Here is a 14,103-nt window from a genome sequence, read left to right as displayed (position 1 = left end):
GATCGGCGCCATGGCAAGGGAATCCTCCCCTCCCAGGGATCTGGGCCTTACGCCGTGGGGAAAGCCCTTCGGTTCGTATACTGTGGGGGTGGAGGCGGCCCTGGCCTACCTTAAGGAGGCGGTGAGGAGGCTCCAGGAGGCCATGGACCTCGAGGCCCTCTACCTCTTCGGCTCCCACGCCCGCGGCACCGCTGACCCCCGCTCCGACCTGGACCTCCTGGTGGTGGCCCGCACCCCCCTGCCTCCCCTGAAGCGCATCGGGCTGGTGTTGGAGCTCCTTCAGGACGCTCCTGTGCCCGTGGACGTCCTGGTCCTTACCCCGGAGGAGCTGGATGAAAGGCGGGAACTCCCCTTCTTGCGGGGAATCCTAAGGGGGGCCCTACCCCTGTATGAGCGCGGAAAAGAGGCGGCTTGAGGGGGAACGCTGGCTCCTACAGGCCGAGGACGACCTGGAGGCCGGCAGGGCCCTTCTGGCCGCGGGCAAGCACGCCCAGGCCGCCTTCATGGCCCAGCAGGCGGGGGAAAAGGGGCTAAAGGGCCTCTGGCTGGCCCTGGGGCTGGACCCTTGGGGGCATAGCCTCGCCCGCCTCGTCAAGGACCTGCCCGGGGAGGAAGGGGACCGGCTCAGGCCCCTGCTCCCCCTGGCCCTGGACAAGCTCCACATCCCCACCCGCTACCCCGACGCCCTCCTGGGCCTGATCCCCAAGGAGGCCTACACCCGGGAGGAGGCGAAGGAGGCCCTGGCTCAAGCCCAGGCCCTCCTGGCCAGGATCCGCCAGGTCCTGGGTGAGGGCTGAAGGGGAGACCCTTGTAAGGGACGGGTGCGCCGGGAGGGGGGAACGTCGGGGGCAGGGAGGGGGCTTGGGGCGCGCGTCCGGTCGGGGTTAACGCAGGCGCCCGTACCCGAGGCCCAGGCCCAGGAGGAGGAGGAAAAGCCCCAAAGGCCTCGGGGGGAGGAGGAGGCCCACGAAGCCCCCGAAGAGGAGGAGCCCCCCGCCCACCCGGCCCCGGCCCTCCCGGAAGGCCCTTCCCGAGAGGAAGCCCAGGGCCACGGGCAGGGTCCAGAGGAGAAGGAGCACCAGGCCGAAGGCGGGGAGGGCCCCGCTCATGGCAGGCGGTGCCCCTCCGGGGCAAAGCCCTCCACCCAGAAGCTCCCGTCCTTCCGGTGCTCCTTCTTCCACACGGGGAGGATCTGCTTCACCCGGTCGATGGCGTACTGGCAGGCGGCGAAGGCCTCGAGGCGGTGCCGGGCGGAGACCACGATGGCGATGGAGGCCTCCCCCGGGTCCACCCGGCCCAGGCGGTGCCAGAGGGCCACGCGGCCCAGGGGCCAGCGGGCCCGCATCTCCCCGATGATCTCCGCCATGACCCCCTCCGCCATGCCGGGGTAGGCCTCGTACTCCAAGAAGGCCACCTCCTCCCCCCGGTTGGGGCTCCGGGTGGTGCCCAGGAAGCTCACCACCGCCCCATACTCGGGGGCGGTGGCCCAGTCCACCAGGGCCTTGAGGTCCAGGGGCGCTTCCGTGAGGCCGTAGGAGTCCTGCCCCCCGGAAACCGGGGGCAGGAAGGCGAGCTCGTCCCCCTCCTTGAGGGGGGTTTCCGCCCCCGCCAGGGCCTGGTTCACCGCGGCCATGCCCCCTTCCAGCCTCAGGCCGGGGAAGCGCCCCTCCAGGGCCTCCTTGGCGTGGCGCACCCGGGCGCCCTCGGGGAGCTCCAGCTCCAGGCGGTCCCGCCCCGCCTGCTCCCGGTAGAGGGCGAAGAGCCTCACCTCAACCCGCATACTGCCCAGTATAGACTTGGGAAAGGCCCAGGACCACGGAGAGGGCCTCGGGGTAGCGCATGCGCATGGGGCCCAGGAGGGTGATCTCCCCCAGCCACTCCCCCCGGGCGAAGCCCGCCTGCACCTGGGCCAGGCCCTCCACCTCCCCCACCCGCACGTCCACCCGCCCGGGAGGGGTGAGCACCTCCCCCCCCTCCTCCTCGTAGAGGCCCACCAGGCGCTCCAGGAAGCCCGGGTCCTTGGCCTCGGGTTCCTTCAGGGCCTCGGCCAGGCCCTCCCGGTAGGTGAGGGAGAGCCCGGCGGAAAGGGCCCGCCCGAGGTGGGCGAAGAGGTCCTCCAGGCCCCTGGGGGCCTGGGGGAGGGCGGTGAAGGGGCCGGAGAGGGCCTCCTCCGCCCGCCGCAGCTTTTCCGGGCCAAGGCTTAGGGGAAGCCGGGCCTCCCGCACCCGCCCCCCCTCCAGGACGAAGACCGCCAGGGTGCCCCCCTCGAGGGGGGAGAGGTGGACCTGGAGCACCCGGGGGGCCTTCCGGGGCCTGAGGCGCAGGAGGGCGGGGTAGCCCGCAAGCCCCACGGCCATCTTCACCAGGAAGGCCTCGGGCTCCCTGGCCCCTTCCAGGGCCCGCCTCAGCCGCTCTCGGGTGGCCTCGGGGAGGGGGGGTGGGGGCAGGAGGGAGAGGCCGTACTGGCGGAAACCCTGCCTGGTGGGCACGCGCCCGGCGGAGGCGTGGGGCTTTTGCAGGTAGCCCATCTCCTCCAGGGCGATGAGCTCGTAGCGGCAGAGGGCGGGGGAAAGCCCCAGGCCCTCGGCCAGCCTGGCCGAGGGCACGGGGGCTTTGGTCCGGATGTATTCCTCCACCAGGAGGTGGAGGAGGGCCCGTTGCCTCCCCGTCACACCCCTATTGTACCGGGGTCACGGCCGCCTCGTCCTCCTCCCCGGTGCGGATGCGGTAGACCTTCTCCACCGGCAGGACGAAGACCTTCCCGTCCCCCACCTCCCCGGTGCGGGCGGCCTTCAGGATGGCCTCCACCGTGGGCCGCACGAAGGGCTCGGAGACCCCGATCTCCAGGCGCACCTTCTCGTGCAGGGCCATCTTCACCGTGGTGCCCCGGTAGGTCTGCACCTGCTCCGTCTCCCCCCCGTGCCCCTGGACCCGGCTCAGGGTGAGCCCCCGCACCTCGGCGCGGAAGAGGGCCTCCAGGACCTCGTTCACCTTCTCCGGGCGGACGATGGCCACGATGAGCTTCATGCCTTACCTCCCATGGGCCTGAGGGCGGGCGGGGTGGCCTCGGAGGGGACCAGGATGGCCCCCTCGCCCCCGGCGTAGGCCTCCTCCCCGTGCTGGGTCACGTCCAGGCCCAGCCCCTCCTCCTTGGGGCTCACCCGCAAGGGGGTGAGGAGGGCGGTGAGCTTGAGGAGGAGGAAGGTGCCCAGGGCCGAGTACCCCGCCGCCACCCCCACCGCCAGGGCCTGCACCCCGAACTGGGCGGGGTTGCCGAAGAGGAGGCCGTTGGCCCCGCCCCAGGCCTCCTGGGCCAGGACCCCGGTGAGGAGGGCCCCGGTGATCCCCGCCGCCCCGTGGGCCCCGAAGACGTCCAGGCTGTCGTCCAGGGAGCTCCGCGCCCGCCAGAGGAGGAAGTAGTAGCTGGGGAAGGCGGCCAGGGCCCCTATGGCCAGGGCGGAGAGGGGGGAGACGAAGCCCGCCGCCGGGGTGATGGCCACCAGGCCCACGATCACCGCGGTGGCCAGGCCCACCGCCGTGGCCCGCCCGGTGCGCCCCAGGTCCAGGAGGGTCCAGACCACCACCGTGGCCGCCGGGGCCAGGAGGGTGTTGGCCAGGGCCAGGGCGGCGAGGCCGTCTGCGGCTAGGGCGCTTCCCCCGTTGAAGCCGAACCAGCCGAACCAGAGGAGGCCTGCCCCCAGGAGGGTCAGGGGCACGTTGTGGGGCAGGAGGGCCTGGCGGCCGTAGTCCTTCCGCGCCCCCAGGACCAGGGCCCCCACCAGGGCCGCCACCCCGGCGTTGATGTGCACCACCTTCCCTCCGGCGAAGTCCAGGACCCCGAGCTCCCCCAAAAACCCTCCGCCCCAGACCCAGTGGGCGATGGGGGCGTAGACCAGAAGCCCCCAGAGGGTGAGGAAGAGGAGGAGGGCGGGGAAGCGCATCCTCTCCACCAGGGCCCCGGTGATGAGGGCCGCGGTGAGGATGGCGAAGGTGGCCTGGAAGGCCATGAAGAGGAGGTGGGGAAGGCCGTCCACTCCCTCCATCCCCACCCCCCGCAGGAAGGCGTGGGCCAGCCCCCCGACCCAGGGGCTCCCCTCGGCGAAGGCCAGGCTGTAGCCCAGCACCGCCCAGCCCACCCCCACGAAGCCCAGGGCGGCCAGGCTCATCATCATGGTGTTGAGGACGTTTTTCCCCCGCACCATGCCCCCGTAGAAGAGGGCGAGCCCCACCACCATGAGGAAGACCAGGGCCGTGGAGACCAAAAGCCAGGCCGTGGCCGCCCCGTCCACCTCCGCCCCCTCCGCCAGGGCCACCCCCAGGAGTCCTGCCGCCGCGCCGATAAGGGTTTTCCGGGTTCCCATACCCACCCCCTTGGGGCTAAGGGTAGGCTATCCTTGGCAAAATGTCAAGGCTTAGCTTGCCAGCTGGCGGATAATACTTTGACGATTTGCCACAAACCCCGGCTTTTTATGCAGATCGTAAGGCATAAAGTTGGCTTTTGTCAGGTAAAAGCCTGACGGCTCTTAAAGACGGACCCCCGGGGCCTTCCCCTAAACTGGGGGCCGTGACGTGGGCAGAGCTGAAGGCCCGCCTCGAGGCCGGCCAGGACGAGCGCACCCTCTTCCTGCCCTCAGACCTCTCCCCCGAGGAGCTGGCCCGCCACGCCGCGGGCCTGGCCAACCACAAAGGGGGCACCCTCTTCCTGGGGGTGAGCCGGGAGGGCAGGGTCCTGGGGGTTTCCGAGATCCACCCCCTGCAGATCACCCACGCCCTCTTCCAGCTCACGGGGGGGCTCCTCCTCCCCTACGTGGAGGCGGTGGAGGGGCCGGAGGGGAGGGTGCTGGCCCTCCACGTGCCCCAAAGCCCCGCGGCCATCGCCGTGGGGGCGGGGCGGGTACCCTTTTGGGACGGCGAGCGGCTCACGGAGCTGCGGATGGGCCAAGTCCTGCCCGAGCCCGACCTCACCGCCCAGGTGCTGCCCGCGGCGGGCCTTTCCGATTTGGACCCGGTGGAGGTCCTGCGCCTGAGGCGCATCCTGGAGGAGCGGGGGAGCGGCCTGGCCGCCCTTCCCGACCTGGAGCTCCTCTATGCCCTGGGCCTTCTGGAGCGGGTGGAGGGCCAGGAGAAGCCCACGGTGGCGGGGCTTCTCCTGGCGGGAACCCCCTTGGCCTTGAGGCGGCTTCTTCCCCAGGCGGAGGTGAGCTACTACTTCCACGAGGGGGAGGAGGGGTACACCTTTCGGGAGGACATCCTCCGCCCCATCCCCGCCCTATTGGAACGCCTCCGGGACCTCATCCAGGCCCGGAACCGGGTGCGCTACCTCACGGTGGGGCTTTTCCGTCTCGAGGTCTGGGACTTCGACGGGGAGGTCTACCGGGAGGCCCTTCTGAACGCCCTGGTCCACCGGGACTGGGGGAGCCGGGACGCCATCCAGGTGCACCACCACCGGGACCGCCTGGAGGTCTCCAACCCCGGGGGCTTTCCCCCGGGCATCACCCCGGAAAACGTCCTCCGCCACCCCCCCAAAAGGCGCAACCCCCGCCTGGCCGAGGCCCTCTACCGCCTGGGCTACGTGGAGCGGGCGGGAAGCGGGGTGGACAAGATGTACCGCCTCCTCCTCAAGCACGGCAAGGAGCCCCCGGAGTACCGCCTCTACCCCGAGGCCCTCACCCTGGTCCTCTACAACCCCGAGCTGGACGAGGCCTTCGTGCGGGAGATCGCCGAGGCCCAGGAGCGCCTGGGGGGCTTCAGCCTGGACCACCTCATCGCCGCAGGCCACCTGCGCCGGGTGGGGGAGGCCACCCTCGAGGAGCTGGCCCGGGCCCTCCAGCTTCCCGAGGAGGCCGCCAGGCGGGCCCTCGCCCGCATGGAGCGCATGGGCCTCCTGCGCCGGGAGGGGGGGAGGTACCGCCTGGTGCGGCGCGATTCCCTGGGGGAAAGGGCCTTGGGCCTCCTGGCCCAACCCCTTTCCCGGCGGGAGGTGGAGGGCCAGCTGGGGCTCTCCTCGAGGGCGGCCCTGGCCCTCCTGAACCGCCTCATCCGGGAGGGCCGGGTGGAGCGGGTGGGCCGGGGGGCGGCCACCCGCTACCGCAGGAGGGGGTAGCCGTGGTGCACCTGGTCCTTTACCAGCCGGAAATCCCCCAGAACACGGGCAACGCCGCCCGCACCGCCGCCGCCTTGGGCTTTCCCCTGCACCTCATCCGCCCCTTGGGCTTCCGCCTGAACGACCCCAGGCTCAGGCGGGCGGGCCTGGACTACTGGCCCCACGTGGACCTGCGGGTGCACGAGGCCTGGGAGGCCTTCCTGCAGGCCCTGCCGCCAGGGGCCAGGGTCTGGGCCTTCAGCGCCCGCGCCCAGCGGGGCCTTTACGAGGTCCGCTTCCAGGAGGGGGACCACCTCCTCTTCGGCCCCGAGACCCGGGGGCTTCCCCCGGAGGTCCTCGCCCGCCTGCCCGGGGTGCGGATCCCCATGCCGGGGCCGGTGCGCTCCCTGAACCTGGCGGTGGCCCTGGGGGTGGCGGCCTACGAGGCCTACCGCCAGCTCAGAGGCTGAGGAGGGCGTAACCCTGGACGTGGACCACCTCCACCCCCAAAGGGGTGCGGTGGCGGCGGAAGGAGGGGGCCCCGAGGAGGGGTGTGTGGCCGTGCACGTGGAGCCGGGGGCGGAGGAGGCGGTGGAGGAGGAGGAAGGCGGGGCTTCCCCGGTGGGGGAAGCCCTCCCCGGCGGTGGGCCCTGGGGGCGGGGCGTGGGTGAGGAGGACGTCCACCCCGTGCCCCCGGAGGAGCCTGCGGGGCAGGAGGAAGAGGGGCTTCAGGGCCAGGGCCAGCAGCTCCCCCTCGGAGAGCTGCCCCTCCCCCTCCCGGTAGCGGGGCACCCCCCCCACCCCGTAGAGGAGGAGGCCCCGGTAGGGGAAGAGCCTGCCGTGGAGGTTCACCGCTCCCCCCGGCCGCCGCCTCTTTGGCCCCTCCCCCACCCACTCCTCCCCGTGGTTCCCGGGCACGTAGAGGACGGGCACCGTCACCTTGCTGGCCACGTACTCCAGGTACTCCCCCGGGAGGTCCCCCGCCCCCAGGACCAGGTCGAAGGGGCCCAGGTTCTCCGGGAAGCGGGGGGAGTGGACGTGGGGGTGGGCCTGGTCGGCGAGGACAAGGAGGCGCAAGCTCCACTCCATTCTGCCCCAATGGGGCAGGATGGAAGGCGTGCGGGCTTACGCCACCGCCCACCTGGCCTTCCCCCTCCCCGAGGGCCACCCCTTTCCCCTCTACAAGTACCGGGGGGTGGCGGAGGCCCTAAAGGGCCTCCTTCCCATCCTGCCCGCCCCCGAGGTGCCGAAGGAGGCCCTTCTCCTCGCTCACCGTCCGGAGTACGTGGAAAAGCTCTTTGCCAAGGGGCTTTCCCGGGAGGAGTCCCTGCGACTGGGCTTGCCCTATAGCCCCGCCCTTCTCCGCCGGGCCCTCCACGCCGCGGGGGGCACCTTGGCCGCGGCCCTGGATGCCCTGGAATGGGGCCTGGGCCTCAACCTTGCCGGGGGCACCCACCACGCCTTCCCCGACCGGGCCGAGGGGTACAGCCTCTTCAACGATGTGGCCGTGGCCGTGGCCTGGCTCCGGCGGGAGGGTTTTTCGGGCCGGGTCCTGGTGTTGGACCTGGACGCCCACCAGGGGAACGGCACCGCGGTCTTCTTCCAGGGGGACCCTTCGGTCTACACCCTTTCCCTCCACGGGGCGCGGAACTACCCCCTGAAGAAGGAAAGGAGCGACCTGGACGTGGGCCTGCCGGACGGCACCGGGGACGAGGCTTACCTCCTGGCCCTGGAGGGGGCTCTGGAATGGGCCGCGGCCTTCCGGCCGGAGTTCGTCTTCTACAACGCCGGGGTGGACGTCCTCCAGGGGGACCGCTTCGGCCGCCTGGCCCTGAGCCTCGTGGGGGTGAGGCGCAGGGACCTGCGGGTCTTCCGCTTCGTGAAGGCCCTCGGGGTGCCCCTGGTGGTGGTCATGGGCGGGGGGTACAACCGCGACCCCCACCTCACGGTGGCCGCCCACGCGGAGACCTACCGCCTGGCCCTGAGCTCCTTGGCGTAGGTGGCCACCGCCTCCTCGAGGCTGAAGCCCAAGCTCCGGTAGAGCTCCAGGGCCCCCCGCTCGTGGTCGTGGGCCCGGACCCGGAGGAGCCCGGCTCCCTTTTCCCCGGCGAGGCGGGCGGCCTCCGAGAGCAAGGCCCGGCCGATGCCCCGGCCCCGGGCCCCGGGGACCACCCCGATGTAGGCCACGCTGGCCTCCCCCGCCTCCACCTCCACCTCGGCCAGGCCCACGGGGACCTCCCCCTGGTAGGCCACCAGGAGGTGGACGTGGGGGTCCTGGAAGTGCTCCAGAAGCTCCTCGTCCGTCCACCGGAGGCGGAGGGCCCAGCCCTCCTCGCTTTCCCGGTAAAGCTCCCGGTAGGCCCCGGGGCCGGGGAAGCCCCGGCGGATCGCCACCCCCTCGGGGGGCGGGCACTCGAGGCCCGCGGGGTTCTTGACGAAGAAGTAGGTGAGGTGCAAAAGGCCGTAGTCGGCCTCCTCCAGGGCCTGACGCAGGGAACGGTTCTCCTCCCGGGGGAAGGCGTAGAGGCGCTCCACCCTGAGCTCCTCAGCCCGCTCCTCCGCCGCCTTCAGGAGGGCGCCCAGGTCCGCCTCCCGGTAGGCCAGGGGCCCCTCCAGAGCCCCCCCGTCCCAGAAGGGGTAGAGGCCCACGTACCCCGCCACCTCGCCGTCCCTGAGGAGGACCAAGCCGTCCTCCAGCTCCTCCGCCAGGCCCAAAAGGTCCCGGGCCTCGGGGGCGAGCACCCCCCTTTGGGGGCTCTCGTCCATCCAGCGGAGGAGGGCGAGGAGCCCCGGAAGGTCCTGGCGGGCCACGGGCCGGATCATGCCCCCAGTTTACTCCCCCCGCCTAGGGACAAGGGTCCAGGTTCAGGGCCTGCACCACCCCCTCCTCCCCGTAGAAGGCCACCACGGAGAGCCGGGCGTAGTCCTGCTCCACCCGGAGGCCCTCCTCCGGGGGGAGGGGGAGGGCCAGGCTCAGGGCCGCCCGGTTCAGGGTGCAGTTCCCCACCAGGAGGAGGGTCTGGCCCCGGTGCTGGGCCAGCAAGCCCGCTACCGCCCTCCTGCCCCGCTCCCAGGCCTCCTTTAGGCTTTCCCCCCCGGGTGGGGCAAAACCGGCCTCGTCCCGGAGCCAGGCCGCCACCTCCTGGGGATAGCCCTCCCGGACCTCGGGGAAGGCAAGCCCCTCCCACGCTCCCCAGGCCCGCTCCCGGAGCTCCGGCAGGAGGGTGAAGGGCACCCCCAGGGCCTCCGCCAGGAGGCGGGCGGCCTCGGCCTCCGCCAGGCTGTCGGCCGCGTAGACCCGGGCCACGGGGTAGCGGCGAGCGAGCCCGGCCAGGGCCCGGAGGGCCCTCCGGCCCTCCTCCGCCAGGGGGAGGCCGGGGTGGCTGTAGAGGCGGTGCTCCGGGTTTTCCACCGGCCCCGCCCGGGTGAGGAGGAGGCCGGTCTTGGGGTGGGGGCCCCGGAGGAAGTGGGCGAGGAGGCCCATGGTTCATAGAATACGGGGGTGGAGAGGTGGGTCATCGTGAACCCGGCGGCGGGCCGGGGCAAGGTGGGGAGGCTCTCCGGGGCCATCCTCAAGGCGGCCCGGGAAAGGGGGGCCAAGGCCTTCCTCACCGAGGGGCCGGGCCACGCCACGGAGCTTGCGGCCCAGGCCCCCGAGGGGGCCCGGGTGGTGGCCGTGGGGGGGGACGGCACGGTGCACGAGGTGCTGCAGGGCCTGGCGGGGACGGGGAAGGTCCTGGGGGTGGTGCCCATTGGCAGCGGCAACGACTTCGCCCGCATGCTGGGCCTAAAGGGGCTTCCCTGGCCCGAGGCCCTGGAGCGGGCCCTCTTCGCCCCCGAGGAGGCCATCGACCTGGGCCTGGTGAACGGGGAGGCCTTCGGGGCCTCCTTGGGCATCGGCTTCGACGCCCTGGTGGCCAAAAGGGCCCTTTCCGCCCCCCCCTTTCTCCGGGGGATGCCCCGCTACCTCTACGCCCTCTTCGGGGTCCTCAAGGACCTCCGCCTTCCCGAGGGGCGGGTGCGGGTGGACGGGGAGGAGGTCTACCGGGGGCCCTTGCTCCTCCTGGCGGCCATGAACGGGCCCATGTACGGCGGCGGCATCCCCATCGCCCCCATGGCCGAGCCCCAGGACGGCCTCCTCTCCGTGGTCCTGGCCCGGAGCTTCACCCGGCCCGGGGTGGTCCTCATCCTCCCCCGGCTCCTCCTGGGCCGCCACCTTGCCCACCCCCAGGTGGCGGCCTTCGCGGGCCGGGAGGTGGTGCTGGAGTTCCCCCATCCCGTGCCCGCCCACGCCGACGGGGAGCTCCTGCCGGAAAGCGCCCGCTACCGGGCCGAGGTGCGGCCCTTGGGCCTGCGGGTGGTGGGGGGGAGGGCGGGGGCCAGGGGCCGGGAGCCCCTCCCGGCCCCGGTGGCCTGAAGCCCCTCGCTTCCGGAAGCGGCTTGGAACCTGGGTGGCGCGCTCAGGGGCCCTCTTCCTCCAGGCGCCGAAGGAGTTCCTGAAACCGGGCAAGCGCCTGGGGTAAGGCGCTGTAGATCCTTTCCGCCAAGGCCTCGTCGTAGGTGTGGCTGGTGAGGTTGCGCAGTTCCAACATCTCCAGCCAGCCAGGGTCTTCCGGCAGGAGGCCCACCTGAAAGACCCCGCGGATGGCGGCCCTGGGGGAGCGGGCCTCGAGGCCCTCCCGCTCCAGGTACAGCTTGAGCACCTTCCAGGCCAGCTCAAAGGTGAACTCGAACCGCTGGATGGGCGAGTCGCGGAGGAACTCGTCCTTGGGGCGGGCCAGGGCTTCCCCCAGCCGCTCCACCGCTCGCCGAAAAAGCGCCAGGCGTTCCCTAAGCTGGGTTTCCCTCGCCAAGGAGTATCCCCTCCCGCTCCACCACCTCTCTAAGGCTCGGGGCCCAGGAAAGCTCTACCAGATCCACCTTTTGCAGTACAGGCAGGGCCTCCAGCTCCTCCCGCAGGGCGGCCAGGGTAGCCAGGTCCAGGGGTGGGTCGGCCCACAGGGCCAGGTCGTAGTCGGAGCGGGGGCTGGCCTCTCCCCGGGCTCGGGAGCCGAAGAGCCATAGGCGGTAGTGCCTGCCCCGAAGGCGGTGGGCCACCCGCCCGGCCACCTCCCGCAAGACTTCCTCCTGCGTGGTAAGGGAGCGCATCCCCTTTATCCTAAAGTCCCCTGAGTTCCCACCTGCCGGTATACTTATGCCATGCGCGGCCTCTCGCAAAGGGTGAAGGCCCTGAAGCCCTCGGCCACGGTGGCGGTGAACGCCCGCGCCCTGGAGCTCAGGCGCAAGGGGGTGGACCTGGTGGCCCTCACCGCCGGGGAGCCCGACTTCGACACCCCCGAGCACGTGAAGGAGGCGGCCAGGCGGGCCCTGGCCCAGGGCAAGACCAAGTACGCCCCTCCCGCGGGCATCCCCGAGCTCAGGGAGGCCCTGGCGGAGAAGTTCCGAAGGGAGAATGGCCTTGCCGTGTCCCCGGATCAGACCCTCGTCACCGTGGGGGGCAAGCAGGCCCTCTTCAACCTCTTCCAGGCCATCCTGGACCCCGGGGATGAGGTCATCGTGCTGGCCCCCTACTGGGTGAGCTACCCGGAGATGGTGCGCTTCGCCGGGGGGGTGCCGGTGGAGGTGCGGACCCTTCCCGAAGAGGGCTTCGTCCCCGACCCCGAGGCGGTGCGGCGGGCCATCACCCCTCGCACCAAGGCCCTGGTGGTGAACTCCCCCAACAACCCCACGGGGGCGGTCTACTCCAGGGAGGTCCTGGCCGCTCTGGCGGAGCTCGCGGTGGCGCACGACCTCTACCTGGTTTCCGACGAGATCTACGAGCACCTCATCTACGAGGGAGAGCACTTCTCCCCCGGGCAGTTGGCTCCTGAGCACGCCATCACCGTGAACGGGGCGGCCAAGGCCTTCGCCATGACCGGCTGGCGCATCGGCTACGCCTGTGGCCCCAAGGCGGTCATCAAGGCCATGGCCGACGTCTCGAGCCAGTCCACCACCAGCCCGGACACCATCGCCCAGTGGGCGACCCTCGAGGCCCTCACCAACCAGGAGGCCAGCCGGGCCTTCGTGGAGATGGCCCGGGAGGCCTACCGGAGGCGGCGGGACCTGCTCCTGGAGGGCCTTGCCCGGCTCGGCCTCAAGGCGGTGCGCCCCAGCGGGGCCTTCTACGTGCTCCTGGACACCGCCCCCTTCGCCCCGGACGAGGTGAAGGCCGCGGAGAGGCTTCTGGAGGCGGGGGTGGCGGTGGTCCCGGGCACGGACTTCGCCGCCTTTGGCCACGTGCGCCTCTCCTACGCCACGGGCGAGGAAAACCTGGGGAAGGCCCTGGAGCGCTTCGCCCGGGCGCTGGGGGTGCCGAGCCCCTGAGGGCGCGGGGGCGGCTCCCCCGGCGCTCCGCCCACCGCCCTTCCGGGGCCCCCCTTGTGGCGCAGGCCGCGACGGGGCACCTAGAAGCGGCGCCGCCTCCTGGGGGCCAGGAGGAGGAGGGCGGCCCCCGCCGTCACGCACACGTCCGCCAGGTTGAAGACGGGGAAGTTGGCGATGAGGGGAATGGGGGTTCCCAGGTCCAGGTAGTCCACCACCGCCCCCCGGCCCAGGCGGTCGATGCCGTTCCCCAGGGCCCCTGCGGCCAGGAGGGAGAGGGCCAGGGCCTGCCCGAAGGGGTAGCGGCGGGAGGCCAGCAGGTAGAGGAGGAGGCCCCCCACCAGGAAGCTGAGCCAGCCCAGGAGGAAGGCCTGCCCCTCCAGGAGGCCGAACCCCGCCCCGGTGTTCTTGACCAGGGTCAGGTAGAGGAGGTCCCCCAGGAGGGGCCTGGGCACGGGGGAGAGGTTCTCCAGGGCCCAAAGCTTCAGGGTCTGGTCCAGGGCGACGAGGAGGGGGACGAGCACCGTGGGCATCCCCCCGAGTTTACCCCACCCCCTTCCCCGTGCTATACTCCATGGGGTTTGCCTTCGGGCACGGGAGGGTGCCATGGCTAAGGTGTGCGAGATCAGCGGCAAGCGGCCCGTGGTGGCCAACAGCATCCAGAGGCGGGGCAAGGCCAAGCGGGAAGGGGGCGTGGGGAGGAAGACCACCGGCATCTCCAAGCGCCGCCAGTACCCCAACCTGCAGAAGGTGCGGGTGCGGGTGGCGGGGCAGGAGGTCACCTTCCGGGTGGCGGCGAGCCACATCCCCAAGGTCTACGAGCTCCTGGAAAAGGCCAAGGGCCTGAGGCTGGAGGGGCTTTCCCCCAAGGAGATCAAGGAGAGGCTCCTCAAGCTCCTCTGAGGGCTCCGGGCCTCTCCCCAAGGCCCCCTGCCGGGGGTCTTTTGTGTAGCATGGGCCCATGGGCTGGAAGCCGGGGCACTACCTCCTCCTGGCCCTCCTCCTCTACGCCTTGGCCGTCAGCCTGGGCTTCTCCGTGAGGGGGCGGCAGCTGGCCGAGCTCCGCCAGGAAGCGGTCCTTCTGCGAAAGCGGGCGGGGGAGGTCCCCGAGGGCTACCGCCTGCCCCTCCCCGGGGCCTGCCTGCCCCGGCGCCCCGAGAACCTGCCCAACGCCCCCCGGGCCTACCGCCAGGGGGTGAGCGCAGGCTTCGTCTTCCGGGACGGGGACGCCTGCGTCCCCGTGGTCCGGGGGATGGGGGTGGTGGCCGCCGCCTCGGGGGTGGTGGTCAAGGTGGACTGGGACCACCGGGAGCCCACCCGGGAGGGGTGGGAGGCCCTCCTCGAGGCCGTGCGGGAAGGGGCCTCCCCCGAGCAGATGGACGTCCTCAGGGGCCTGGAGGTCTGGCTCCGCCACCCGGACGGGCGGACCACGGTCTACGCCCACCTCCAGGCCCCCTATCCTGGCCTCGCCGTGGGGGCCAGGGTCCACCGGGGCGACCCCATCGGCTACCTGGGGAGCACCGGCCTCCTGGGGGGCGGCCCCCGGCTCCTCCTGGAGGTCTGGGAGGGGGAGCCCGACCGGAGCCCCTTCCTCTTCCAGGGCCTGCCCCCGGAGGAGCTCCTCCGCCAGGCCAGCGCCTTCTTCGCCTTAGACTAGCCCC

The 14,103-nt window shown here is 72.2% G+C and carries 20 protein-coding genes; 9 read left to right on the top strand and 11 right to left on the bottom strand.

All coding sequences use genetic code 11. The features are described from left to right. Nucleotides 1-88 precede the first annotated feature (88 nt). Entirely contained in the window at nt 89-415 is a 327-nt protein-coding gene (locus ETP66_RS03630) for a nucleotidyltransferase domain-containing protein (protein WP_130840708.1), read from the top strand. Next, entirely contained in the window at nt 390-797 is a 408-nt protein-coding gene (locus ETP66_RS03625; RefSeq protein ID WP_130840706.1) for a HEPN domain-containing protein, read from the top strand. Before ETP66_RS03630 ends, ETP66_RS03625 begins: the two co-directional genes overlap by 26 nt. Nucleotides 798-884: 87 nt before the next feature. Here the strand turns inward: ETP66_RS03625 and ETP66_RS03620 are convergent, their stop codons facing one another. From ETP66_RS03620 to ETP66_RS03600, 5 genes are read right to left on the bottom strand one after another with little or no spacing between them, the layout of a single operon-like run. Further along, nucleotides 885-1,109 carry a hypothetical protein gene (locus tag ETP66_RS03620; protein ID WP_130840705.1) on the bottom strand — a complete coding sequence of 75 codons (225 nt, stop codon included), beginning with the start codon at nt 1,107-1,109 and terminating at the stop codon, nt 885-887. Next, entirely contained in the window at nt 1,106-1,780 is a 675-nt protein-coding gene (locus ETP66_RS03615) for a molybdenum cofactor biosynthesis protein (RefSeq protein WP_130840703.1), read from the bottom strand. Before ETP66_RS03615 ends, ETP66_RS03620 begins: the two co-directional genes overlap by 4 nt. Further along, the gene (locus ETP66_RS03610) at nt 1,770-2,672 is read right to left on the bottom strand and encodes an HrcA family transcriptional regulator (RefSeq protein WP_130840701.1); all 903 of its coding nucleotides are present in this window, start codon (nt 2,670-2,672) and stop codon (nt 1,770-1,772) included. Before ETP66_RS03610 ends, ETP66_RS03615 begins: the two co-directional genes overlap by 11 nt. Nucleotides 2,673-2,676: 4 nt before the next feature. Next, nucleotides 2,677-3,027, bottom strand: a complete 351-nt coding sequence (locus ETP66_RS03605) for a P-II family nitrogen regulator (RefSeq protein WP_130840699.1) — start codon at nt 3,025-3,027, stop codon at nt 2,677-2,679. Then, nucleotides 3,024-4,361, bottom strand: coding sequence for an ammonium transporter (locus ETP66_RS03600; RefSeq protein WP_130840697.1), 1,338 nt, complete (start codon nt 4,359-4,361; stop codon nt 3,024-3,026). Before ETP66_RS03600 ends, ETP66_RS03605 begins: the two co-directional genes overlap by 4 nt. Nucleotides 4,362-4,564: 203 nt before the next feature. On the opposite strand from ETP66_RS03600, the gene ETP66_RS03595 reads away from it, so the two are divergent. After that, the gene (locus tag ETP66_RS03595; RefSeq protein ID WP_130840695.1) at nt 4,565-6,103 is read left to right on the top strand and encodes an ATP-binding protein; all 1,539 of its coding nucleotides are present in this window, start codon (nt 4,565-4,567) and stop codon (nt 6,101-6,103) included. A 2-nt stretch (nt 6,104-6,105) separates the two neighbouring features. Continuing rightward, complete coding sequence (locus ETP66_RS03590; RefSeq protein ID WP_130840693.1) at nt 6,106-6,552, top strand: tRNA (cytidine(34)-2'-O)-methyltransferase; 447 nt, start codon at nt 6,106-6,108, stop codon at nt 6,550-6,552. Here the strand turns inward: ETP66_RS03590 and ETP66_RS03585 are convergent. After that, nucleotides 6,542-7,171 (bottom strand): metallophosphoesterase, encoded by a 630-nt coding sequence (locus ETP66_RS03585; RefSeq protein WP_201738461.1) that lies wholly within the window; start codon nt 7,169-7,171, stop codon nt 6,542-6,544. The two genes, ETP66_RS03590 and ETP66_RS03585, sit on opposite strands and share 11 nt — an antisense overlap. Nucleotides 7,172-7,199: 28 nt before the next feature. Here ETP66_RS03585 and ETP66_RS03580 point away from each other — a divergent pair, with 28 nt between their 5' ends. Next, nucleotides 7,200-8,081 carry a histone deacetylase family protein gene (locus tag ETP66_RS03580; RefSeq protein ID WP_130840832.1) on the top strand — a complete coding sequence of 294 codons (882 nt, stop codon included), beginning with the start codon at nt 7,200-7,202 and terminating at the stop codon, nt 8,079-8,081. On the opposite strand, the gene ETP66_RS03575 is transcribed toward ETP66_RS03580, so the two are convergent. Together ETP66_RS03575 and ETP66_RS03570 are read right to left on the bottom strand one after the other, a co-directional pair. Continuing rightward, the gene (locus tag ETP66_RS03575; RefSeq protein ID WP_130840691.1) at nt 8,051-8,905 is read right to left on the bottom strand and encodes a GNAT family N-acetyltransferase; all 855 of its coding nucleotides are present in this window, start codon (nt 8,903-8,905) and stop codon (nt 8,051-8,053) included. The genes ETP66_RS03580 and ETP66_RS03575 overlap by 31 nt on opposite strands. 22 nt (nt 8,906-8,927) lie before the next feature. Further along, nucleotides 8,928-9,566, bottom strand: coding sequence for a histidine phosphatase family protein (locus ETP66_RS03570; protein ID WP_130840689.1), 639 nt, complete (start codon nt 9,564-9,566; stop codon nt 8,928-8,930). An 18-nt stretch (nt 9,567-9,584) separates the two neighbouring features. On the opposite strand from ETP66_RS03570, the gene ETP66_RS03565 reads away from it, so the two are divergent. Next, complete coding sequence (locus ETP66_RS03565; protein ID WP_130840687.1) at nt 9,585-10,499, top strand: diacylglycerol/lipid kinase family protein; 915 nt, start codon at nt 9,585-9,587, stop codon at nt 10,497-10,499. Nucleotides 10,500-10,542: 43 nt separating this feature from the next. Here the strand turns inward: ETP66_RS03565 and ETP66_RS03560 are convergent, their stop codons facing one another. Next, complete coding sequence (locus tag ETP66_RS03560; protein ID WP_236630085.1) at nt 10,543-10,935, bottom strand: nucleotidyltransferase substrate binding protein; 393 nt, start codon at nt 10,933-10,935, stop codon at nt 10,543-10,545. Further along, entirely contained in the window at nt 10,913-11,230 is a 318-nt protein-coding gene (locus ETP66_RS03555; protein ID WP_130840685.1) for a nucleotidyltransferase family protein, read from the bottom strand. Before ETP66_RS03555 ends, ETP66_RS03560 begins: the two co-directional genes overlap by 23 nt. A gap of 51 nt (nt 11,231-11,281) precedes the next feature. On the opposite strand from ETP66_RS03555, the gene aspC reads away from it, so the two are divergent. Further along, nucleotides 11,282-12,445 (top strand): aspartate/prephenate aminotransferase, encoded by a 1,164-nt coding sequence (aspC, locus tag ETP66_RS03550; protein ID WP_130840683.1) that lies wholly within the window; start codon nt 11,282-11,284, stop codon nt 12,443-12,445. Between the two features lie 80 nt (nt 12,446-12,525). On the opposite strand, the gene lspA is transcribed toward aspC, so the two are convergent. Then, nucleotides 12,526-12,975: a signal peptidase II gene (lspA, locus tag ETP66_RS03545; protein ID WP_130840681.1), complete on the bottom strand. Its 450-nt coding sequence runs from the start codon at nt 12,973-12,975 to the stop codon at nt 12,526-12,528. 73 nt (nt 12,976-13,048) lie between these two features. Between lspA and rpmB the strand changes: the two genes are divergently transcribed. Next, nucleotides 13,049-13,345 (top strand): 50S ribosomal protein L28, encoded by a 297-nt coding sequence (rpmB, locus tag ETP66_RS03540; RefSeq protein ID WP_130840679.1) that lies wholly within the window; start codon nt 13,049-13,051, stop codon nt 13,343-13,345. Between the two features lie 58 nt (nt 13,346-13,403). Beyond that, a complete protein-coding gene (locus ETP66_RS03535; RefSeq protein WP_130840677.1) occupies nt 13,404-14,099 on the top strand; it encodes a peptidoglycan DD-metalloendopeptidase family protein in 696 nt (231 codons plus the stop codon). The last annotated feature ends 4 nt before the right edge of the window (nt 14,100-14,103 follow it).

It is taken from the genome of Thermus thermamylovorans, from assembly GCF_004307015.1.
GTDB lineage: Bacteria > Deinococcota > Deinococci > Deinococcales > Thermaceae > Thermus > Thermus thermamylovorans.
This window is presented reverse-complemented; position numbering and strand designations above follow the sequence as displayed.

Bases quoted from the DNA above. Each gene is read 5' to 3' on its own strand.
- ETP66_RS03625 (WP_130840706.1), top strand. From the start codon at position 390: ATGAGCGCGGAAAAGAGGCGGCTTGAGGGGGAACGCTGGCTCCTACAG.
- ETP66_RS03620 (WP_130840705.1), bottom strand. From the start codon at position 1,109: ATGAGCGGGGCCCTCCCCGCCTTCGGCCTGGTGCTCCTTCTCCTCTGG.
- ETP66_RS03615 (WP_130840703.1), bottom strand. From the start codon at position 1,780: ATGCGGGTTGAGGTGAGGCTCTTCGCCCTCTACCGGGAGCAGGCGGGG.
- ETP66_RS03605 (WP_130840699.1), bottom strand. From the start codon at position 3,027: ATGAAGCTCATCGTGGCCATCGTCCGCCCGGAGAAGGTGAACGAGGTC.
- ETP66_RS03600 (WP_130840697.1), bottom strand. From the start codon at position 4,361: ATGGGAACCCGGAAAACCCTTATCGGCGCGGCGGCAGGACTCCTGGGG.
- ETP66_RS03585 (WP_201738461.1), bottom strand. From the start codon at position 7,171: ATGGAGTGGAGCTTGCGCCTCCTTGTCCTCGCCGACCAGGCCCACCCC.
- ETP66_RS03575 (WP_130840691.1), bottom strand. From the start codon at position 8,905: ATGATCCGGCCCGTGGCCCGCCAGGACCTTCCGGGGCTCCTCGCCCTC.
- ETP66_RS03570 (WP_130840689.1), bottom strand. From the start codon at position 9,566: ATGGGCCTCCTCGCCCACTTCCTCCGGGGCCCCCACCCCAAGACCGGC.
- ETP66_RS03555 (WP_130840685.1), bottom strand. From the start codon at position 11,230: ATGCGCTCCCTTACCACGCAGGAGGAAGTCTTGCGGGAGGTGGCCGGG.
- aspC (WP_130840683.1), top strand. From the start codon at position 11,282: ATGCGCGGCCTCTCGCAAAGGGTGAAGGCCCTGAAGCCCTCGGCCACG.
- lspA (WP_130840681.1), bottom strand. From the start codon at position 12,975: ATGCCCACGGTGCTCGTCCCCCTCCTCGTCGCCCTGGACCAGACCCTG.
- rpmB (WP_130840679.1), top strand. From the start codon at position 13,049: ATGGCTAAGGTGTGCGAGATCAGCGGCAAGCGGCCCGTGGTGGCCAAC.
- ETP66_RS03535 (WP_130840677.1), top strand. From the start codon at position 13,404: ATGGGCTGGAAGCCGGGGCACTACCTCCTCCTGGCCCTCCTCCTCTAC.